Origin of the sequence: uncultured Campylobacter sp. (genome assembly GCF_938030685.1) — a bacterium.
Taxonomy (GTDB): domain Bacteria; phylum Campylobacterota; class Campylobacteria; order Campylobacterales; family Campylobacteraceae; genus Campylobacter_B.
Genome location: NZ_CALHHX010000054.1, coordinates 1 through 16,298, shown reverse-complemented (window position 1 = coordinate 16,298; position 16,298 = coordinate 1). Strand labels below are relative to the sequence as shown.

At 47.1% G+C, this 16,298-nt stretch carries 15 protein-coding genes and 1 pseudogene; 3 read left to right on the top strand and 13 right to left on the bottom strand.

Going from position 1 to position 16,298, the window contains the following annotated elements:
- A partial coding sequence (locus Q0369_RS02555; RefSeq protein ID WP_298095555.1) for a DUF4213 domain-containing protein occupies positions 1–394 on the bottom strand: 394 nt, incomplete at its 3' end.
- A gap of 241 nt (positions 395–635) precedes the next feature.
- Here Q0369_RS02555 and Q0369_RS02550 point away from each other — a divergent pair.
- The 3 genes from Q0369_RS02550 to Q0369_RS02540 all read left to right on the top strand — a co-directional run bounded on the left by Q0369_RS02550 (position 636) and on the right by Q0369_RS02540 (position 4,554).
- Entirely contained in the window at positions 636–3,629 is a 2,994-nt protein-coding gene (locus Q0369_RS02550) for a S8 family serine peptidase (RefSeq protein ID WP_298095552.1), read from the top strand.
- A complete protein-coding gene (locus Q0369_RS02545) occupies positions 3,613–3,906 on the top strand; it encodes a hypothetical protein (protein ID WP_367178960.1) in 294 nt (97 codons plus the stop codon). The genes Q0369_RS02550 and Q0369_RS02545 overlap by 17 nt, the downstream gene beginning before the upstream one ends.
- A gap of 510 nt (positions 3,907–4,416) precedes the next feature.
- Entirely contained in the window at positions 4,417–4,554 is a 138-nt protein-coding gene (locus Q0369_RS02540) for a hypothetical protein (RefSeq protein WP_298095547.1), read from the top strand.
- Between the two features lie 35 nt (positions 4,555–4,589).
- Here the strand turns inward: Q0369_RS02540 and Q0369_RS02535 are convergent, their stop codons facing one another.
- The 12 genes and pseudogenes from Q0369_RS02535 to Q0369_RS02480 form a co-directional block, all read right to left on the bottom strand.
- Positions 4,590–5,099, bottom strand: a complete 510-nt coding sequence (locus tag Q0369_RS02535) for a hypothetical protein (RefSeq protein WP_298095545.1) — start codon at positions 5,097–5,099, stop codon at positions 4,590–4,592.
- Positions 5,096–6,049 carry a hypothetical protein gene (locus Q0369_RS02530; protein WP_298095542.1) on the bottom strand — a complete coding sequence of 318 codons (954 nt, stop codon included), beginning with the start codon at positions 6,047–6,049 and terminating at the stop codon, positions 5,096–5,098. The genes Q0369_RS02535 and Q0369_RS02530 overlap by 4 nt, the downstream gene beginning before the upstream one ends.
- Positions 6,046–6,723 (bottom strand): ABC transporter ATP-binding protein, encoded by a 678-nt coding sequence (locus Q0369_RS02525; RefSeq protein ID WP_298095540.1) that lies wholly within the window; start codon positions 6,721–6,723, stop codon positions 6,046–6,048. The genes Q0369_RS02530 and Q0369_RS02525 overlap by 4 nt, the downstream gene beginning before the upstream one ends.
- Complete coding sequence (locus tag Q0369_RS02520) at positions 6,720–7,829, bottom strand: FtsX-like permease family protein (protein ID WP_298095538.1); 1,110 nt, start codon at positions 7,827–7,829, stop codon at positions 6,720–6,722. The genes Q0369_RS02525 and Q0369_RS02520 overlap by 4 nt, the downstream gene beginning before the upstream one ends.
- The gene (locus Q0369_RS02515; RefSeq protein WP_298095536.1) at positions 7,819–8,007 is read right to left on the bottom strand and encodes a hypothetical protein; all 189 of its coding nucleotides are present in this window, start codon (positions 8,005–8,007) and stop codon (positions 7,819–7,821) included. The genes Q0369_RS02520 and Q0369_RS02515 overlap by 11 nt, the downstream gene beginning before the upstream one ends.
- On the bottom strand, positions 8,004–9,128 hold the full coding sequence (locus Q0369_RS02510) for a nitrous oxide reductase accessory protein NosL (protein WP_298095533.1): 1,125 nt from the start codon (positions 9,126–9,128) through the stop codon (positions 8,004–8,006). The genes Q0369_RS02515 and Q0369_RS02510 overlap by 4 nt, the downstream gene beginning before the upstream one ends.
- Before the next feature lie 31 nt (positions 9,129–9,159).
- On the bottom strand, positions 9,160–9,993 hold the full coding sequence (locus tag Q0369_RS02505; protein ID WP_298095531.1) for a tetratricopeptide repeat protein: 834 nt from the start codon (positions 9,991–9,993) through the stop codon (positions 9,160–9,162).
- A 10-nt stretch (positions 9,994–10,003) separates the two neighbouring features.
- Positions 10,004–12,694: a cytochrome c biogenesis protein CcsA gene (ccsA, locus tag Q0369_RS02500; RefSeq protein WP_298095528.1), complete on the bottom strand. Its 2,691-nt coding sequence runs from the start codon at positions 12,692–12,694 to the stop codon at positions 10,004–10,006.
- 15 nt (positions 12,695–12,709) lie between these two features.
- A complete protein-coding gene (gene nrfD / locus Q0369_RS02495) occupies positions 12,710–13,681 on the bottom strand; it encodes an NrfD/PsrC family molybdoenzyme membrane anchor subunit (RefSeq protein WP_298095525.1) in 972 nt (323 codons plus the stop codon).
- Position 13,682: 1 nt separating this feature from the next.
- Positions 13,683–14,396: a 4Fe-4S dicluster domain-containing protein gene (locus Q0369_RS02490; RefSeq protein ID WP_298095522.1), complete on the bottom strand. Its 714-nt coding sequence runs from the start codon at positions 14,394–14,396 to the stop codon at positions 13,683–13,685.
- Positions 14,397–14,424: 28 nt separating this feature from the next.
- The gene (locus Q0369_RS02485) at positions 14,425–15,198 is read right to left on the bottom strand and encodes an FKBP-type peptidyl-prolyl cis-trans isomerase N-terminal domain-containing protein (RefSeq protein WP_005870892.1); all 774 of its coding nucleotides are present in this window, start codon (positions 15,196–15,198) and stop codon (positions 14,425–14,427) included.
- Positions 15,199–15,249: 51 nt separating this feature from the next.
- Positions 15,250–16,298 (bottom strand): annotated as a pseudogene (locus tag Q0369_RS02480) (cytochrome C); the annotation flags it as partial.

The following is a 16,298-nucleotide window of genomic DNA, read 5'->3' as shown; positions in this document are numbered from 1 at the left end:
CGCGCTCGATCCGCAGCTGCTCAAAGGGATCGGCGCCGAATTTCACGTCGTAATCCGCGCGGATTTTATCAAAATACGCCCTTCCAAGCGCATTTAGCGCAGCGAGCGCGAGCGTCTTTTTAAGCGGCGCGGCGGAGCTCAGATCGCGCAGCAAATAGCGCACGCTTTTGCCTGCGATATTGCCCGAATCGGGCATCACGCTTGCTTGCGAGGGGCAGCAAACGGCGCCGGATAGGGACTTTAGCGGCGTATAGCTAAGCCCGCATGCGCCTCCTTGCAGCTTCACGCCGCTAAAAAACAGCCCCACGACCGCGCGCTCGATCTTAATATCCAGTGCCTCCGCTCCTAAAATTTCTTTCGCACGCTCCAGCGTCTGATCTAAAATTTCGCTCATTTTTGCTCCTTTGATGTGGAATTTGGCGCCATTATAGCTTAAAATTTCGGCGCCCGTATTGATATAAATTTATTTGTTGAGTATTTGTTTTATATGCCGTAATATATAAAAAGTTTAACTTACGCAAGCTCATTCCTTCTGGTATTATCTAAAATTTGTAATTGAAATTTCTTATTTATAATAATTAATATTTAATTTTAAGCAATGTATAATTAAATAAATTTTTTACGAAAGGATACCTATGAATTGCGATCTAACATCGAAATTTACAAATTTGCACTGCAAAGAGCGTTTAAACCTACCTACGCTATCCATAGCGGTATGTTTGCTGCTATCGGGTACTTGTCTAGGCGCCTATACTGAAACGGGAATACTCGGTAATACTAGTAGCTGGGAGAGTGACGAATATAAAAAAGATTGGGGTTTAACCTCAATGAATGCTTCTACGGCTTATGCGCTAGGCTTTGACGGTAGTGGCGTAAAAATCGGCGTTATGGACTCGGGCGTACTGCTTAGCCACCCAGAATTTGGAGGCGGAAGGATAAATATTGTAAAAAGCAGTGGCGTATATGATAAAGACGGAATGAGGTATCCCGATACTAAATATGGCAATTCACCCTTTAAAGTAGGTTCAAGCAGTGAATACGACGAGACCAATAAGGGTGAATTTAAAAAGGGCGAAAAATTCGACATCGATGGCTCGTGGCAAGCAGGCGTAAATGATAGCCACGGTACGCATGTGAGCGGTACTATGGCTGCAAGCAGGGACGGCAACGGAATGCACGGTGTAGCGTATAAGTCGAATTTATACTCCGCAAATACAGGCGGCAACGATGGTATGACTTACGGACCGAATCAGGATTACAATTTTTTTCTAAAAGGTTACAACGCGCTTGCTGATGCAGGCGTTAGGGTAATCAATAATAGTTGGGGGTCAAATAGAAAGGTAAATTCCGCTTACTCGGGCGCTACGGGCTATAAACCATCCTCCGGCTTAAGGCATATAAACGAATACAATACGAACATCAGAGATACTATCAGTGTTACTGAAACTAACAACGCTAAAGATCATATGTATCTAAAAGACTTAAACGCAGCTAAAAAAGCTTACTATCAGTTTGTTACTAAAGGCGAGAAAAGCTTCATAGACGCCGCATACGAAGTAGCGGTCAAAAGGCAGGTCATTCAAGTCTTTACGGCAGGGAATAGAAGCCTTATGGCGGAGTCTTTTACACGTGCAGCCTTGCCGTATTTCAGGCCTGATGCAGAAAAATACTGGGTAAATGTCACGGGACAAAATGGTACTTGGGGTTATCCTAACGGCAGTAACGCAAACGGCGAAGTAAGTGATGCACAGAGATTTAATCTCGCAGGAAATTCCAAATGGTGGACGATCGCTGCACCCGCTGCAGATATTTACTCCTCCACCGTCAATCTAAAAACTAAAAAGGCTTCATACGCTAGCTGGGGTGGTACCTCTATGGCGGCTCCACATGTAAGCGGTGCGTTAGGTGTCATATTCCAGCGCTATCCATATATGAATGCGGCACAGGTTCGCGATACGATGCTTACTACAGCAAGACAAACGACGCTTAGAGCAGGTCACGAAGGGCAACCTTTGGAGCGCTGGGGCAGTGATGGGCTCGGCGTACCAAGCAAAGTCTGGGGCTGGGGCATCTTAGACCTTGGCAAAGCAATGTTTGGTCCTGGGCAATTTTTAGGAAATTTCGACATTACTATGGATCAAGACGATATATGGAGCAACGATATATCTGATAAAGCTATCAAATTTAGAAAAATCGAGGATCAAAACGAAGCAGCCGTTTGGGCAGCAAGAAAAGCCATCCTTGCTTCAAAACAAAATTTAAGCCCAGAGGAAAAAGCTGAGCTTACTTTTGAGACCGCAAGAGAGAAGGCGAGAACCGAGCGGGCCGCACAGGGCTATGAGGGTGCGCTCATCAAAAGAGGCAACGGCACCTTAACACTTACGGGCGACAACACTTTCACCGGAATTACCACTATCTATGGTGGCAAAATTTCGGCGCTCAATCAATCAATCGGTAAAAGCAAACATATCGATGTACAAAATGGCGGCGAACTTGAAATTTTGCACTCTGCAGTATATAGGGTACCTGAAAGGAACGGCTGGCGAAGCGTGAGCAAGGCAAGCGATGCAACCACCGTAAAAGCAACAATCAATAGCGGTGGTGCATTCGTAGTAAATGATGGCGTGAATAATCTAAATTTGAGCTTTAAACAAGGCTCATTACTAAGAGCAGGGCAAGTTAATACTAGCGATCTTCAAAACCTCGTCGACAACCCCGGCTCTAAGAAAATTTTAACCGCCACGGGCACATTTAGCGGTGCAAATTTAGCAAGCACTCAGGATAGCTATGCGTTTTTCAAAACGAGCAAAGAGGAGGCGAGTGGCTCAAATTTACGCCTTTCGATCCAAAGTGGAACGAGTATGCAAGATTTTGCACTAAGCTCTTCGCAAAGGGCATTCGCAGATCTACTCGTCGCTAATCGCGGCAGCGAAATTTATACGCAAATTTTAGGCTCAAACCATGCTCAAGCGCGAGAGTATTATAGCGCGTTCGCAAATGATGCTGAATTTGCTGCGGCAAATAATTCCGCGATAAATTCCATAATGATGGCAAGCGTCGTTAAAAATAGAGGTGGCGCGAATGCCGTAAATATTGATAAAGACACTAGATTTTGGATCTTTTCGGGCACAAATCGAATTAAATCTGATAAAGATACCGGTATTGGCAAATTGCATTCCGATTCGTTCGTAAATTTAATCGGTATTGACTCTTTAATCGGCGATAGTTCAAGCGTCGGTGTATTTGTAGGCGCAGGGCGTACGGACGATAAAATAAGCGGCACCAAGGAGGTCAAAAGCAAGGATTTTCATAGCGGAATTTATTCCGACATCGGTTTTGAACCCGTTAAATTTAGCTTCGGTGCAATATATTCGAAATATGATCGAGATAGAAAGCTAATCTCATCGGTTTCGCCTATAGCTTACGAATATGTAGGCTCAAATGCCTCTAGTTTAAGTGCATTCGCACAGGTTTCTTATATGGGTTTTAGCAACGCGGACAGCTTTAGTGTAGAACCCTACGCTGGTGTTTCGCATACTCGCACGAAAATAGATAACGTCAGCAACTCTTTGATTCGCATTGAAAACAAAACGCGAAATTTAAGCCGTAAGCATTGGTATAAAACCTAGCGTTCCGTTTAGAATCGGCGGAGTAGGTTTAAGAGCAAGTGCAGACGTGGCATATAATCGCTTCTTTTCGGATAAGCAGCCGCAGGCTTATTTATACGTAAACGGGCTAGGTGGTACGCAGCTAAAAGGTGAGAAGTTGCAAAACCTAACGACTGCCGAAGCAGGAATCGAGGCGTCTCTTTCAAGCCGTGCTACGCTTAAGCTCTCCTACGTCGGAGCATATGGAAGCGATATTAAATCTAACGGCATAGGACTAAGATTTAGACTGGAATTTTAGTAGAAAGGTAACGATAAATTTCGGTGGCACCGAATTTTGAGCCAAGCGTTTTAATTTGGATCGAATTAGACATTTTTTAATTCTATGGCAAGACGGCGTAGGGGTGTAAATTTCACATTTTAAAGGCGATAATTTTCGCGCCTCACGCCGAAAACCGCATAAAATTTAACGAGCGAATACGGTTTAAAATTTTAAACTGGTCGGCGATGCGGGTGGGTCAAATTTAACGAGCAAGTCGGTGTGAGCCCAGGCAAATGCGAGCTAAATTCCATAAGAGCGGACGAGTGAGAGTTTGGACATAGACGGGTAAATTTAACAATAGTAAGCCGATACAGGCTGAATTTAGGCTATCTTGATGAGCGAATGCGGGCTAAATTTCAATGAATACGAATGGGCGCGAGCTTGGGCAAATACGAGCAAATTTAATAATTGCGAGCGAACGCAAACTCGGACGTGAGCTAAATTTAACGAAAGTAGCGAGAGCGGGTAAAATTAATAAAAACGATAGACATGAGTAAAAATTTAATCGACGAGCTGTATCTGCGACAAGTCGCGCCCGCTGCGGAGTTAAATTTTATTTTCTACTGCCGCACGGCTAAATTTTATTTCATATCCACCGTAGGGTTAAATTTTATTTCCCATCCATAGCGGGACTAAATTTTATTTTCCGATATGCCGCGAGGCTAAATTTTATTTTCAGATAGCAGGATGTTGATGAGCGGATTTAGCAGCGTCTCGCCGCGAGCGGCGCACAGCACGATCTCGTCGTAGTAGTAGTCGCTCCTGCCGTAGTTGTGAAACTCATACGCCCCAAAGCCGTAGCCCATCGGCGTGATCTCGACGCGCGAGTACCAGGCGTCCTTGGCGATGATGTATTTTTCGGTGTCTTGCGAATAAACCCACACCACGATCTCATCTTTGTCTTTTTGCCGCATCAGCCACATGAAGACGTTTGCGATGTCGTTGAAAAAATATGTATCGCCGTTTGGCATAACGGCCTGAGCGGTGTTGTACAGATCGTTTATCACCGTGCCGCTCTCGTGACATAGATATTTGCCGAATTCGATCTGCAGCGGCTGCTTATCCGTGTTGCCGTGGCGCACGGAAATTTTGGATTCGGCTATATCCATAGACGATATGAGCAGCCCCATCACGCAGGCGAGCAAAACCGCGGCAAAAATTTTCTTAATCATAGCAGCGCACCCCGCACGAAGTAGTATTTGACGACGTAGGCGCTGCAGATGAGCGCGTTTAGAATAAGCCAGAACGAGGAGTATTTAAGCAGGTGGGTATAGGCGCGCTTAGTAATGAGCTCCGTTAAAAACGGCACGATGCCGAAAAATATACCCAAAAACAGCGAGCCCCAAATCGCATAGCCGACGAAGTAATAATCCTTCAAAAGCATGCAATACGGGCATTTGTGATTGGGCTGCTCGTAAACGTAAAGCCCGAAAAAATAGGTGATCGCGTAGTATGCGACGAACAAAAAGAGCAAATTTAAAGCAAAGCTCGCCATCGACTGCTTTAAGAAATTTAAGATCAAAATGGCGCCCAATATCGCGTAGAAAAAGGTCGCCAAAAGCGCCTGCGTGTAGCCGAACGGAAGCTTCGGCGCGCGAAATACGACCGAGCAGCAAAACACCGGCACGCGCAGCGGGATATTGGTAAAAAATAGAATTTCTAAAACAAACTCCGCCAAAACGCCCGTAAAAAGGATGGTAAAGATCAGGTATTTGCGCTTTAGATAGGGAAATTTGCCCGCTTTAAGATCGAGGCTGTTTAAAATAAGCCAGAGCCCAAAGCCGAAGATCAGTAAAATTTTTAAAAGCAGCAGGATGTTGCCGTAGCGGTTCGAGCCCACGACGCCTGCGGAGCACATCGCGCCCGGCACGACCGAAGAGAGCTCGTTCAGGCAAAGCGCAAAAAATATAAACAAAATGATCTTGCACGCTATCGTGAAGAACAAAATGGTGTTGATGAGATAGTTTCTTTTCTCCAGGGCGTATTGTAAATTTGAGGTGGCGCTAAAGTCCCAGTAGCGCATAATCCGCACGATGTGAAACTGCGAGATCGCCATCAGCGTTATTACGATCAGCTCTACGGCCAAAAACGCGATCACGCTACCCGATAAAAATACGCTCATGCTGAAATTTCTCCATCTTTTAAAAACACGTATCGATCTACGAAGCTTAGCTCATCGAACAATATATCGTGCGTCGCGATCAAAACGGTCTTTTTAAGCTCTTTGAGCTTTGAAAGCATTTCGATAAAGCCGAGCGAGTTTTGTTTGTCTAAATTTGCCGTCGGCTCGTCGGCCAAGATGATCTGCGGCCCCATCACGAGCGCCCTAGCGATAGCGCAGCGCTGCTTCTCGCCGCCGCTAAGGCTGGAGACGATCTGATCTTTTTTATGCGCGATATTGGCAATCTGCATCGCTTCATCTATGCGCGCGCCAAGCTCATCTCTGCTCAGCCGCTCAAGGCTAAGCGGCGCAAGGACGTTTTTATAAACGCTAAGCGCCTCAAGCAGGTTGAAAGACTGAAAGATAAAACCGATTTTTTTGTGGCGATACGCGGAGCTTTCGATATCGGCGAGCTTGGAGACATTTGCGCCGTCCACTAAAACCTCGCCGCTACTAGGCTTAGAAAGCGCGCCTATGATGGATAGAAGCGTGCTTTTACCGCTGCCGCTAACGCCTTTTAAGATTACGATCTGCCCCTCTTCGACGCTTAAGCTTATATTTTTCAAAGCGCGAAATTCATTCGCCCTGCCCTCATTGTAAATTTTGTAAAGCTGCTTAATCTCTATCTTGCTCATTTGACCGCCTCGCTCATATCGCCTATAGCGATGCGCCATGAAGGGATGATGACGAACGCCAAAAACGGGATAACGCTAAAGACGAAGATCAAAAAGAGCATATTGAAATTTATCGCGGGCGTGAAGGTGATGAAATTTCGCAGCTCGCCGCCTAAGAATATATCGCGCAGAAGCGGCGCATCCAGGATAAAAACATAAGCATAAGCGCCCGCGACGCCGAGCAGATACGCACTTAGCGAGACGATGAAATTTTGGATAAATTTCATCGCGATGATGTCCTTTATACAAAAGCCGATGCTGCGCAAGATCGCGATCTCCTTTTTTTTCTCTCCGTATGCGAGCGAAATTTGATTTTTCAGCAAGATGAAAAACGAGATCATCGCCACGGCGTAAAGCACCATAAAGATCCCGCCCTTGTAATAATACAGATGCCTCACTTCGGCTACCGCGTCCTCCGCGCTAAGAGCTTCCGTGTTGGGGTATAAATTTACGATCTTAAGCGCTACTTCGCTTACTTCGTTGGGGTTGGGCACGCTTACGTAGAGCTTGGTGTATTCGCCCTCTTTGAGGCTTAGCACCTCGCGCGCGGTAACGGGGTTTAGATAGATCACGTCGTTTGAGACGATGCTGCTTTCGTGCGGCGAAATTTTATTAATCTTAATCGCGATTAGGCGCTGCTCGGTCAAAAAATGAAACTCGTCCTCGTAGTACCACTCGCCCATCGCCGCCTTTACTCCCTCGCCTACGATCATTTCGTTTTCGCTCAGGCTTTCGTCGCCTACAATATGAAACCAAACGCGCTTTTGAGCAAAGTAATACATCCCGTCCACGGCGCCCTGCACTTCGCTGACGCCCACGATTTTGGAGATATCGTAGATATAGCCGTCGTGCATCAGATCGCGTTTGCCGGCGCGTAGAGCTTCTACGACGATGTCGGGTCTAAGCTTGATGACCTTTTCAAGATCGTTTTGAATGGAGCCCGAGATGAAAAGCACCGAGCTTAAAATAAAAACGATAAATGCAAAGATCGCGAAGCTAAAAGCGTGATCGGCTCTGTCTTTTCGCAGCAGAGTTACGGAGTAGTCGATGAAGTTTTTACTTATCATAGACGAACTCCGCGTAGGCCTTGCTCTTAAAGCTGCTCGAGAGCCGCACGTCCTTTATCTCGCGCGCGAGCTTTTGCAGACACTGCTCGCCCTTTGCGCGATCAAAGCTTACATAATGCACCGCAATGAGCGCGTAAAGGGCGGTAAAAAAGATCGTTAAAGCGCAAATGAGCCTCATAGCCCTTCTATTACGCTCTCTTGAATTTCATCAAATTTAAGTACGCTCTTGCCTCCGTGATCTTTAGCGAAGGTCTTAGCCGCGCTCTCACTCTCAAACGGAATGAGCTCGTCACCCATCGGCCCTAAGACGTTGGAGCCGAGCACGTAAAAAGCGCTTTTAGCATCGATCTTATGAAGCTTGTAGTAGTCGGTTACGTAAATTTTATCAAAGCCCTTTCCCTTTTGGAAGTAGTATTTCATCATATCTTTCACGCCGTCAAAATACAAGCTCTCGCCGCCCTGAACCTCTATCATCGCCGCCCAGTTAGGGTTTTTGCCCACTAGCATGCCGCAGACCGGGCATTTAGCGCCCTCAGGCACGACGATCTTTTCAGCCTTTTTCGCTTTTGCGTTTTTGTCGCTGCCGCCTAAATTTGCCGGTGCATCCCATAGATACAGCGCCGCGGCTTGCAGGTGTTTGTCGTATTCAGGGGCTTTGCTAGCACCCTTTGCGTCGCAAGCTTTTTTGAGATGAGCTTTAAGCTCGGAGATGGCTTTGAAGCTTTTTGGATCGGTTTTCTCGCAGTTTGCTTCGTAAAATTCTTTACCGTGCGCGTAAACGCCGCCCTCGCGCTTGGCTTTAATCATCTTGTTATCGCCCTCAAAATCCTGTCCCGCAATCTCGTAGGCTTTGGCGAAATTCATTATCTCGCCGCCGTTTTCGGCTTGAAATTCTTTCGCGTCGGCTTCTGTTGAGAAGGCGTATTTGCTATTTCGCGTCATCGTGCCTTTGACCTTGCTGCCCACGACGTAAAAGGCTTTATTTACGTCGATCAAATTTAGATTTTTCGTATCTACTACCTGCGCATCGCTTGGAATTTTTCCCTCCGTAATCTCGTACAAGCAGTGTAGGGAAGCTACTTGCTTGCCGTTCCAAACGTGGTTCGTTTTATAGAATTTAACCAAATTCATTCCGCAAACGGCGCAGTATTCTTTGCCCTCGCCGCTTCCTACAAGCGTAGCCTTGCTAGGATCCACGCTTTGAAACATAGGCTTTGCCGGTTTATTGGCCCCATCCATGGAGGCACCGCAAACGAGCGCAACAAGCGCTGCCGAAGCTAAAAACGAACGTAAAATCATACTATCTCCTTAAAATTTTGATGTTTTAAATTTACTTACTAATCGAGTTTAAAAATTCCAAATTCTCGCAGCCCATCTTGATGCCGCCGTCGCAGCTTTTTTTGAAAAACTCTTTTGCTTTGGCGTTATCGGACTTCACTCCTTTTCCTTCGGCATACATTATGGCTAGGTTATTGCAGCCGTCGAAGTGGCCGAGGCTGCACGCCTTTTCATACTGCTGCTTTGCCTGCTTATAATCCTGGCCCACCCCCTGCCCGAAGGCGTATAGATAGCCTAGGTTGTTGCAGCCGATGCCGATGTCGCCGCCGCAAGCCTTTTCGTAAAAAATTTTAGCCTTTGCGAAGCTTTGCTCCACGCCCTCGCCCTTTAGATACAGATAGCCCAGGTTGTTGCAGCCCATCATATCGCCGTAGGTGCAGGCCTTCTCATAAAGGCTCGCCGCCTTGGCGACATCCTTTGCAAGCCCGGCGCCGTTTGCATATAAAAGCCCGAGCGAGGTGCAGCCTTCGTTATCTTTGCAGGCTTTTTCGTAATAAGCCGCGGCTTTGGTAAAATTTTGATCCGCGCCGTTGCCGCTTTCGTAGATATAGCCTAGATTGTTGCACGCAAGCGCAAATTTAGCGCTGCACGCCTTCTCGTAGAGGCTGATCGCTTTTTCGAAATTTTTCTCTACGTTGCCGGTGCCCTCAAAATACAAAACGGCTAGATTATAGCATCCCGAAGCTTTATTTTCCAAACCGCACGCTCGCTCGTAAATTTCTGCGAGTTTTTTATGATCGCCGCTTTGCTGTGCCTGAATGCCCTCGCTGATAAAGCCCGCGTTTGCCGCGGCAGCCAAAACCAGCGTTATTAGAAATTTTTTCAAATTTACTCCTTTATATCGTTTTTACGTCCCTGCCTCTGAAAGCAAGAGCGATTATTAAAATTACCGCCGCTATTATACAATAAAACGGCGCGGGTATCTGCGGCGCATCTCCTGCGGCATAAGAGTGCATACCGGTGAGGTAGAAATTTACGCCGAAATAGGTCATTATGATTGAGCTATACGCGAGCGTCGAACTCACGCAATAAACATAGATCGAGCCAAGTTTCGGGATAAGCTTTAGATGCAGCACGATCGCATAGACGATGATCGAGACATACGACCAGGTCTCTTTGCTATCCCAGCCCCAGTATCGCCCCCAGCTCTCATTCGCCCACACGCCGCCGAAGAAATTTCCGAGCGTTAGCATCGAAAGTCCCACGATGAGGCTGATCTCGTTGATCGCCGTTATATATCTGATCTGCACGTTAAGCCGCTCGCGATTGGCGCCGTTTTTAAGCGCCATCAAAATAAGAGCCAAAAGCCCAAGCAGGCAGCTAAGCCCTAAAAATCCGTAGCTAGCCGTAATAACCGAGACGTGGATGCTAAGCCAATAGGACTTTAGCACCGGCACGAGGTTGGTAATCTGCGGATTTACGAAGCTCATATGCGCTACTAGCATTACGATGCTAGCTAGCAGGCAGCTCGCACTTAGCGTAAGTAGGGACTTTCTAAAAAATATGATCCCCGCAAGCGCCGCCGACCAGCCAATGTAGATCATCGACTCATAGCTATCGCTCCACGGCGCGTGAGCCGCGACGTACCAGCGCAGCGCAAGCGCGAGGGTATGTGCTGTAAAACATATCGCAAAGGCCGCAAATAAAATTTTTTGCGCGAGCGTGAAGCTCTTACCGCAAAGCGCGCCCAAAAGCGCCAAAACAAGAGCTACGCCGCCTAGGATCATATAGCAATAAACGAGCTTTTTAAAAACCGAAGCTTTGTTGTAAAACACCTCGGCCTTGACGCGGCTAACGCTTGGAAGAATAGCTGCAGAGGTGGCTCTTTGGTAGTTTTTCAGCTCCGCAAGTGCTGCATCCGCTTTAGTCCAATCATTATCCGAAATTCCATCCTGCAAGCCGTTTAGATAATCATTTAGCACGCCTTTGATCTGCGGAGCGATACTATAATCCGCAAAGGCGTCGTTCGGCGAGAGCCACGCGTTTTGCGGGTCGTTCGGCACGGGGATAAATTTAAAAAACACCCCTCTGAAAGTCAGATACGCGATATTTAGCCGCTCGTCGAATTTAATCAGCTCATTATCGAGCACGCCGCGGCGCGAGGCACTTTTTTCATTAGCTTCGTCCACGACGCGCGCGAGCTTGTAGTTGCCGTTTTCATCAAAGACCGAATTAAAGCTCGCATATCGCTCCTGCGGGGCTAAGCCCAGCATCTTTTTGATCTCGTCGTTTTTGATCTTGATGATCTTTTGATCGCGCCAAAACGCGGGATTTAGACTCATTCCTAGGATCATCTGCTCGGCGCTTAAGTCGTAGAGCGAATCCGTGCCTGAAATTTTATTTACGATCTCGCTTGCTTCGGTGCTAAGCGGCTTGATCCTGCCCATGTAATCTTGCACCAAAAGCTCCGCAAACGCGCCGTTTGCGTGAACGCGCGAGTTGGCTTTAAGGTTTGCCAGATAGTTTTCATCCGCGGCGCGAAGCTCAATGCCGAAAAAAAGCGGCGCGATTAGAAGCAGCGCGGTGGGTGCGTTGTTTTTAATAAATTTAGCGAGCTTTTTAAACCTGCTGCCGGCGGTAAAAAGATTGCCGATAAATCCGACGCAAAGCAAGAAATAGCCGAAATAGGTAGGGATTTTACCCGGATCGCGGTTAAGCTCTAGCACCGTGCCCCGCTCGTCGGTGTCGTAGGAGGATTGAAAGAGCTTGAAACCGTCAAAGCTTAGCGGGTGGTTCATATAAATTTCATGCTCCCCCGCGCTCTTGCCCTCTTTTAAAATTTCAACGTCGCTAGCGTAGGATGACGGACTTTGCGAGCCGGGATAGCGCTCGAGCTTAAATTTCAAAAGCTTTACCGCAAACGGAAGCTCTATGAGCTTCGAGCCCCAGCTTAGCATTATCTCCTCGCCGTCAAAGTTTAAAATTTTGGGTTCCCCCAGCCAGCCCGCGCCGCCGCGAAGCTGCGCTTCTTGCTCGCTTCCGCCCTCAAAACCCGCCTTTACCGCAAGCATGCCCTGCTCGCCTTTGGGCGCGGGTTTATAGGAGCTAAATTTGACGGTGAAGCTTTTAGAATTTATACTTTGCGTGAAGCTAAAATCGTTATCGCCGATCTGGCTTAAATTTAGCGGGTGCTCAAACAGCGCGTCTTGCGTGCGGATTTGTAAGTATGGCTTGACGCTCACCATCTCGCTTTCGCTCTCGCCCGCTCTAACGTGCAGCACGCCCTCTGTGCCGAAATAGCGCGTCAGCGCCGCGCCGATAAAGATAACGATAAATGCCGCGTGAAGGACGAAGGAGCCGAAGCGGCGCCACATTTTGGTTTTTATGATTATTCCTAGCAGGCTCAGCGTCGCAGCACCCATGACGCACTCGTACCAGCGCGCCTCATAGACTAAAATTTTAGCCGTTTGCGTATCGTAAATGCTCTCTAAAAAGGTTGCGACGCCGGCACCTGCGGCTAGGATAAAGAGGAGGCAGAGCGCGAACTTGTAAGAGATGAAAAATTTTAATATTTTTAGCGCGCTCATTAACCCTCCGCAGTTTTACATTATTATATCGTAAGTTTGCCCTGCGTATAGTATAAACATTCTAAGAAGTAATACCCCGACCACGCTGGCAAGCGCGCTAACGTAGAACGCAAATGCGGTGTGAGCGATCTTTTTGCCCAGTGCGAAATTTAAAACGAGCGGTACGCAAAAGCCTACGCCCACGACGCCTAGCCAAAACATCTTCGCATAAAATCCCTCGTTAAATGCGACGCTCGCGGCTTTTTGCACGTCGCTGCCCGTTATTAGCGAGACGAAAATCATACCGATTAATAAAATTTCCATCGCTAAAACCGGCCACTCGACCGCGTGTAGAGTTTTTAAATCGCCGCCGTGCGGGTCCGCTTTAAAGACAAGCGCGGCTATCAGGCTTGAGCCTGCGATGCCTGCCGATAAGCCAGACGCCACGAAAAGCGCAGGCAAAACGGCTGTATTAAGGATAGGAAATCTAACTAAAACCGAGATCAAAAAGCCGGTATAGGCGCAGATCGCAACCGCAAAAACAAGCGTAAGCGCAAGAAGCAGCGGGCGAAGCGCGTTTAAAATTTTCATCACAAGCTCGAAAAGTCCTTTTAAAAAGCTAAGATTGCGCGTCAAAAACTCTCTAAGGCACTCTTCAAACGCATAAAGGCAAGCTATGAAGCTGAGCGGGATATAGACGCAAAGCGCCGCCACACCCACGGACATAACCGATGTGAAGTTGTAATTGATCAAAATTTTCCAAAAAAGAAGCGGTCGCTCAAGATCGGCTACCAGGCAGACCATACCGAGTAAAATCGCGACGAAAGATAGCAATGACGCGGCCTTAAACAGCGGCGTGCTTTCGGTCTGTTTTTTATAAAATTTTACGAGGATCGCGACTACTAAAGCGCCGCCGCTCATACCCGCTAGCAAAAGATAAACCGCGATCGGCCAGCCCCACTCTACGCCGTGCGAGAAGGTCGCAGTGAAATTTATAGCTCCGTTCATATCACACCCCCAATTTAACCGCAGGAATATAGCGCAGGCTAGGTTTCGTGCCGCACTCAGGATGCATTCGCAGGCTGTCTTTTACGCGAAGTAGCTTGCTGATGTGCGATTCTTCGTCGTTTAGATCGCCAAATACGATCGCCTCGTATCTGCACGCCTCGATGCAGGCGGGCTCGTGACCGTCTTTTAAATTTGTATCCAAGCAGAAGTTACAGCTCTCCGCGGCTTTGGTATCGTGGTTTATGAAGCGCACGTCGTAAGGACAGGCGACGATGCAGTATTTACAGGCGATGCAGTCGTCGGTATTCATCGTCGTGATGCCGGTTTTTTCGTCCTTGTGACAGGCTTTGGTCGGGCAGACATTCACGCACGGCGCGTCCTCGCACTGCTGACAAGAAACCCTGACGTAGCGCTTTTCTTTTAAATTTAGCGGATCTGTTTTATCCTGGATAAAAAGCCTCATTTGACCTTTCGGAACCAAATTTACCTTTTTACAGGCGATCTCGCAGTCGGTGCAGCCGACGCATTTATTTTGATCGAATATCATGCCGTAGTGCGGCTTTTTCGGCTCTTGTTTTTTGACGCTTGCGTTTGCGTCTTGCGCGCTTTTATCCGCGCCGTCGCCGCTTTGCGCAAGTAAATTTGAGGCAATTGCGCCGAGTCCCAAAGAGCCGAGTGCGGCGGATTTTATAAAATTTCTTCTTTGCTTTTGCATATTCTCCTCCGACTAAATTTGAGCAAAACTACTTTGTTTTATTCGCGTCGTGAAAGCTTTTAGCCTCGCTCTCGCTAAGCTTTTTGGCCGCATCGGCAAGCTCGCCGGGCTTTAAAACTTTTAGTAGTTCGGCTTCAAAAATCACCACAGAACCCGCAGGAATTCTATCTACGTCCACGTTGCCGTACGCTAAATTACTAGGGATTGTAAATTTATATTTCGAGCCCGTATTCATCAAAAGCAACCCTTCGCGCAATCCGTCGATTAAGCCTATCATAGAAAGATGCGCCGGAATTTTAGACGCGAAAGTATCGTCAAATACACTACCGTTCGTCAAATACGCCTTGTAGTTCATCACTACTACGCTCTCAGGCTTTGGCTTTTCGCCCATACCTAGCTTTAAAATTTCATATTGAAGACCGGATTTTGTGGTTTTAACGTCCGGATTTTTGGCATTTTTCGCCATAAATTCCTTGCCTGCTTTTAAATTTTTATCAAGCTCCGCTTTGGAATTTGTTTCTACGATCTTATTTAGCTTATCGGCTCTTTGATTCAAAAGCGCAATAATTTCCTCATCTTTTAGCTTCTGCTGCTTTTTAAGAGCGTCCAAAAACCCCTCTATCACCGCATCTAAGTCATATTTGACGCCTAATGCGGCTTGTGAATGCAGCTGGTTTGAAACATAGCTTCCGGTAGAAGCTCCGATGCTATAAGATTCTTTTTGTTCTTGCGTAGTTAAATTCGCGCCCAACGCGCAGCTTGCCAAAACGATAGGCAAGAAAATTTTTAGTCTTTTTTGCATACATTTGCCTTTTAAATTTCGGGGCCGCGAACTTACGCGACCCCGAAAGAATTATAAATTATTATTTAAAATTCTTTGAGCCTCTTTAATATACTCTTTAGCGGCTTCTAGCCTTTGCTTAGTATATTTAAAGCCGTGCATTCCCCATGAGCCGTCCTTTTCGATAAGATCGACGGTGTCTTGAGCTTTTTCTATTAGCTCGTAAACGCGAGTTTTGTCGCTGGAGTTAAGCTTTTTAGTCTCGAGGATAGAGTAAATTCCTTGAATACCGATCTTAACCTGCGAGAAATCGCTCTTAATTGGAGTTTGCCAGCCCATAACCTCATCGTAAACCTGCTTTTGGTTCTTGAAGTGAAGCGTCTCTTTTAGCTCGGAGACGACTGGACTATGGCAGCCTTTGGTATCTTGCATATCTTTATCCGCCCACGAGGTTCGTGCGCACGACCACATAAGATCGACGAAATTTCGTCCCTCTTTATTTCTTTGGAAGTGCCAATCTTTCGCATCTCTTGGACCTTTGGCGGCATCGCCTGCGACTAGAGATTTTCTAGCAGGATCGATGTCGATCTTCCAGATGTGCGATCTTCTTTGAGTATCGAATCCCGCGTTGTCTTGGAACTGAATAGCATAGAAGTTCTCGCAGCTCATCATAAACGGCATGTGGCAAGATGCGCAGGTGTTGTCTTTATGCGTATCGGCTCTTGCGGCGATGTAGGCTTGCTCTTGGTGGCAGTCTTTGCACTCTTTTGTGATCTTAGGCTTTGTATAAAACGCGCTCAAATAGCCTTGCTCTGAGTTGTAATTTACGCCCTTGACAGTTTTATCACCAACTACCGGTCCGGTGTTATCGTGCGGATCGTGGCAGGTTACGCAGCGCATACCCTTCTCGTAGTGAGCGGTAAAGTAGGACTGAGAGCCTTCAGAGCCACAGCCTGGACCCATAGATTTAAATTTAGAGCTAAGAGATAGATCGGGATTTCCGTTGTTTAGCGGATTAGCACGAGCTAAATCAGGGCTATAGTTAAATCTTTGGTGGCAGCGTTCACAGTTTGAGGTTCTAAAATTTGTAGCGCCGTCAAGGTGACCGCCCGCTCCATGGC

Coding starts and splice junctions, on each gene's coding strand:
- Q0369_RS02550 (WP_298095552.1), top strand. CDS start 636: ATGAATTGCGATCTAACATCGAAATTTACAAATTTGCACTGCAAAGAG.
- Q0369_RS02540 (WP_298095547.1), top strand. CDS start 4,417: ATGAGTAAAAATTTAATCGACGAGCTGTATCTGCGACAAGTCGCGCCC.
- Q0369_RS02535 (WP_298095545.1), bottom strand. CDS start 5,099: ATGATTAAGAAAATTTTTGCCGCGGTTTTGCTCGCCTGCGTGATGGGG.
- Q0369_RS02530 (WP_298095542.1), bottom strand. CDS start 6,049: ATGAGCGTATTTTTATCGGGTAGCGTGATCGCGTTTTTGGCCGTAGAG.
- Q0369_RS02525 (WP_298095540.1), bottom strand. CDS start 6,723: ATGAGCAAGATAGAGATTAAGCAGCTTTACAAAATTTACAATGAGGGC.
- Q0369_RS02520 (WP_298095538.1), bottom strand. CDS start 7,829: ATGATAAGTAAAAACTTCATCGACTACTCCGTAACTCTGCTGCGAAAA.
- Q0369_RS02515 (WP_298095536.1), bottom strand. CDS start 8,007: ATGAGGCTCATTTGCGCTTTAACGATCTTTTTTACCGCCCTTTACGCG.
- Q0369_RS02510 (WP_298095533.1), bottom strand. CDS start 9,128: ATGATTTTACGTTCGTTTTTAGCTTCGGCAGCGCTTGTTGCGCTCGTT.
- ccsA (WP_298095528.1), bottom strand. CDS start 12,694: ATGAGCGCGCTAAAAATATTAAAATTTTTCATCTCTTACAAGTTCGCG.
- nrfD (WP_298095525.1), bottom strand. CDS start 13,681: ATGAACGGAGCTATAAATTTCACTGCGACCTTCTCGCACGGCGTAGAG.
- Q0369_RS02490 (WP_298095522.1), bottom strand. CDS start 14,396: ATGCAAAAGCAAAGAAGAAATTTTATAAAATCCGCCGCACTCGGCTCT.
- Q0369_RS02485 (WP_005870892.1), bottom strand. CDS start 15,198: ATGCAAAAAAGACTAAAAATTTTCTTGCCTATCGTTTTGGCAAGCTGC.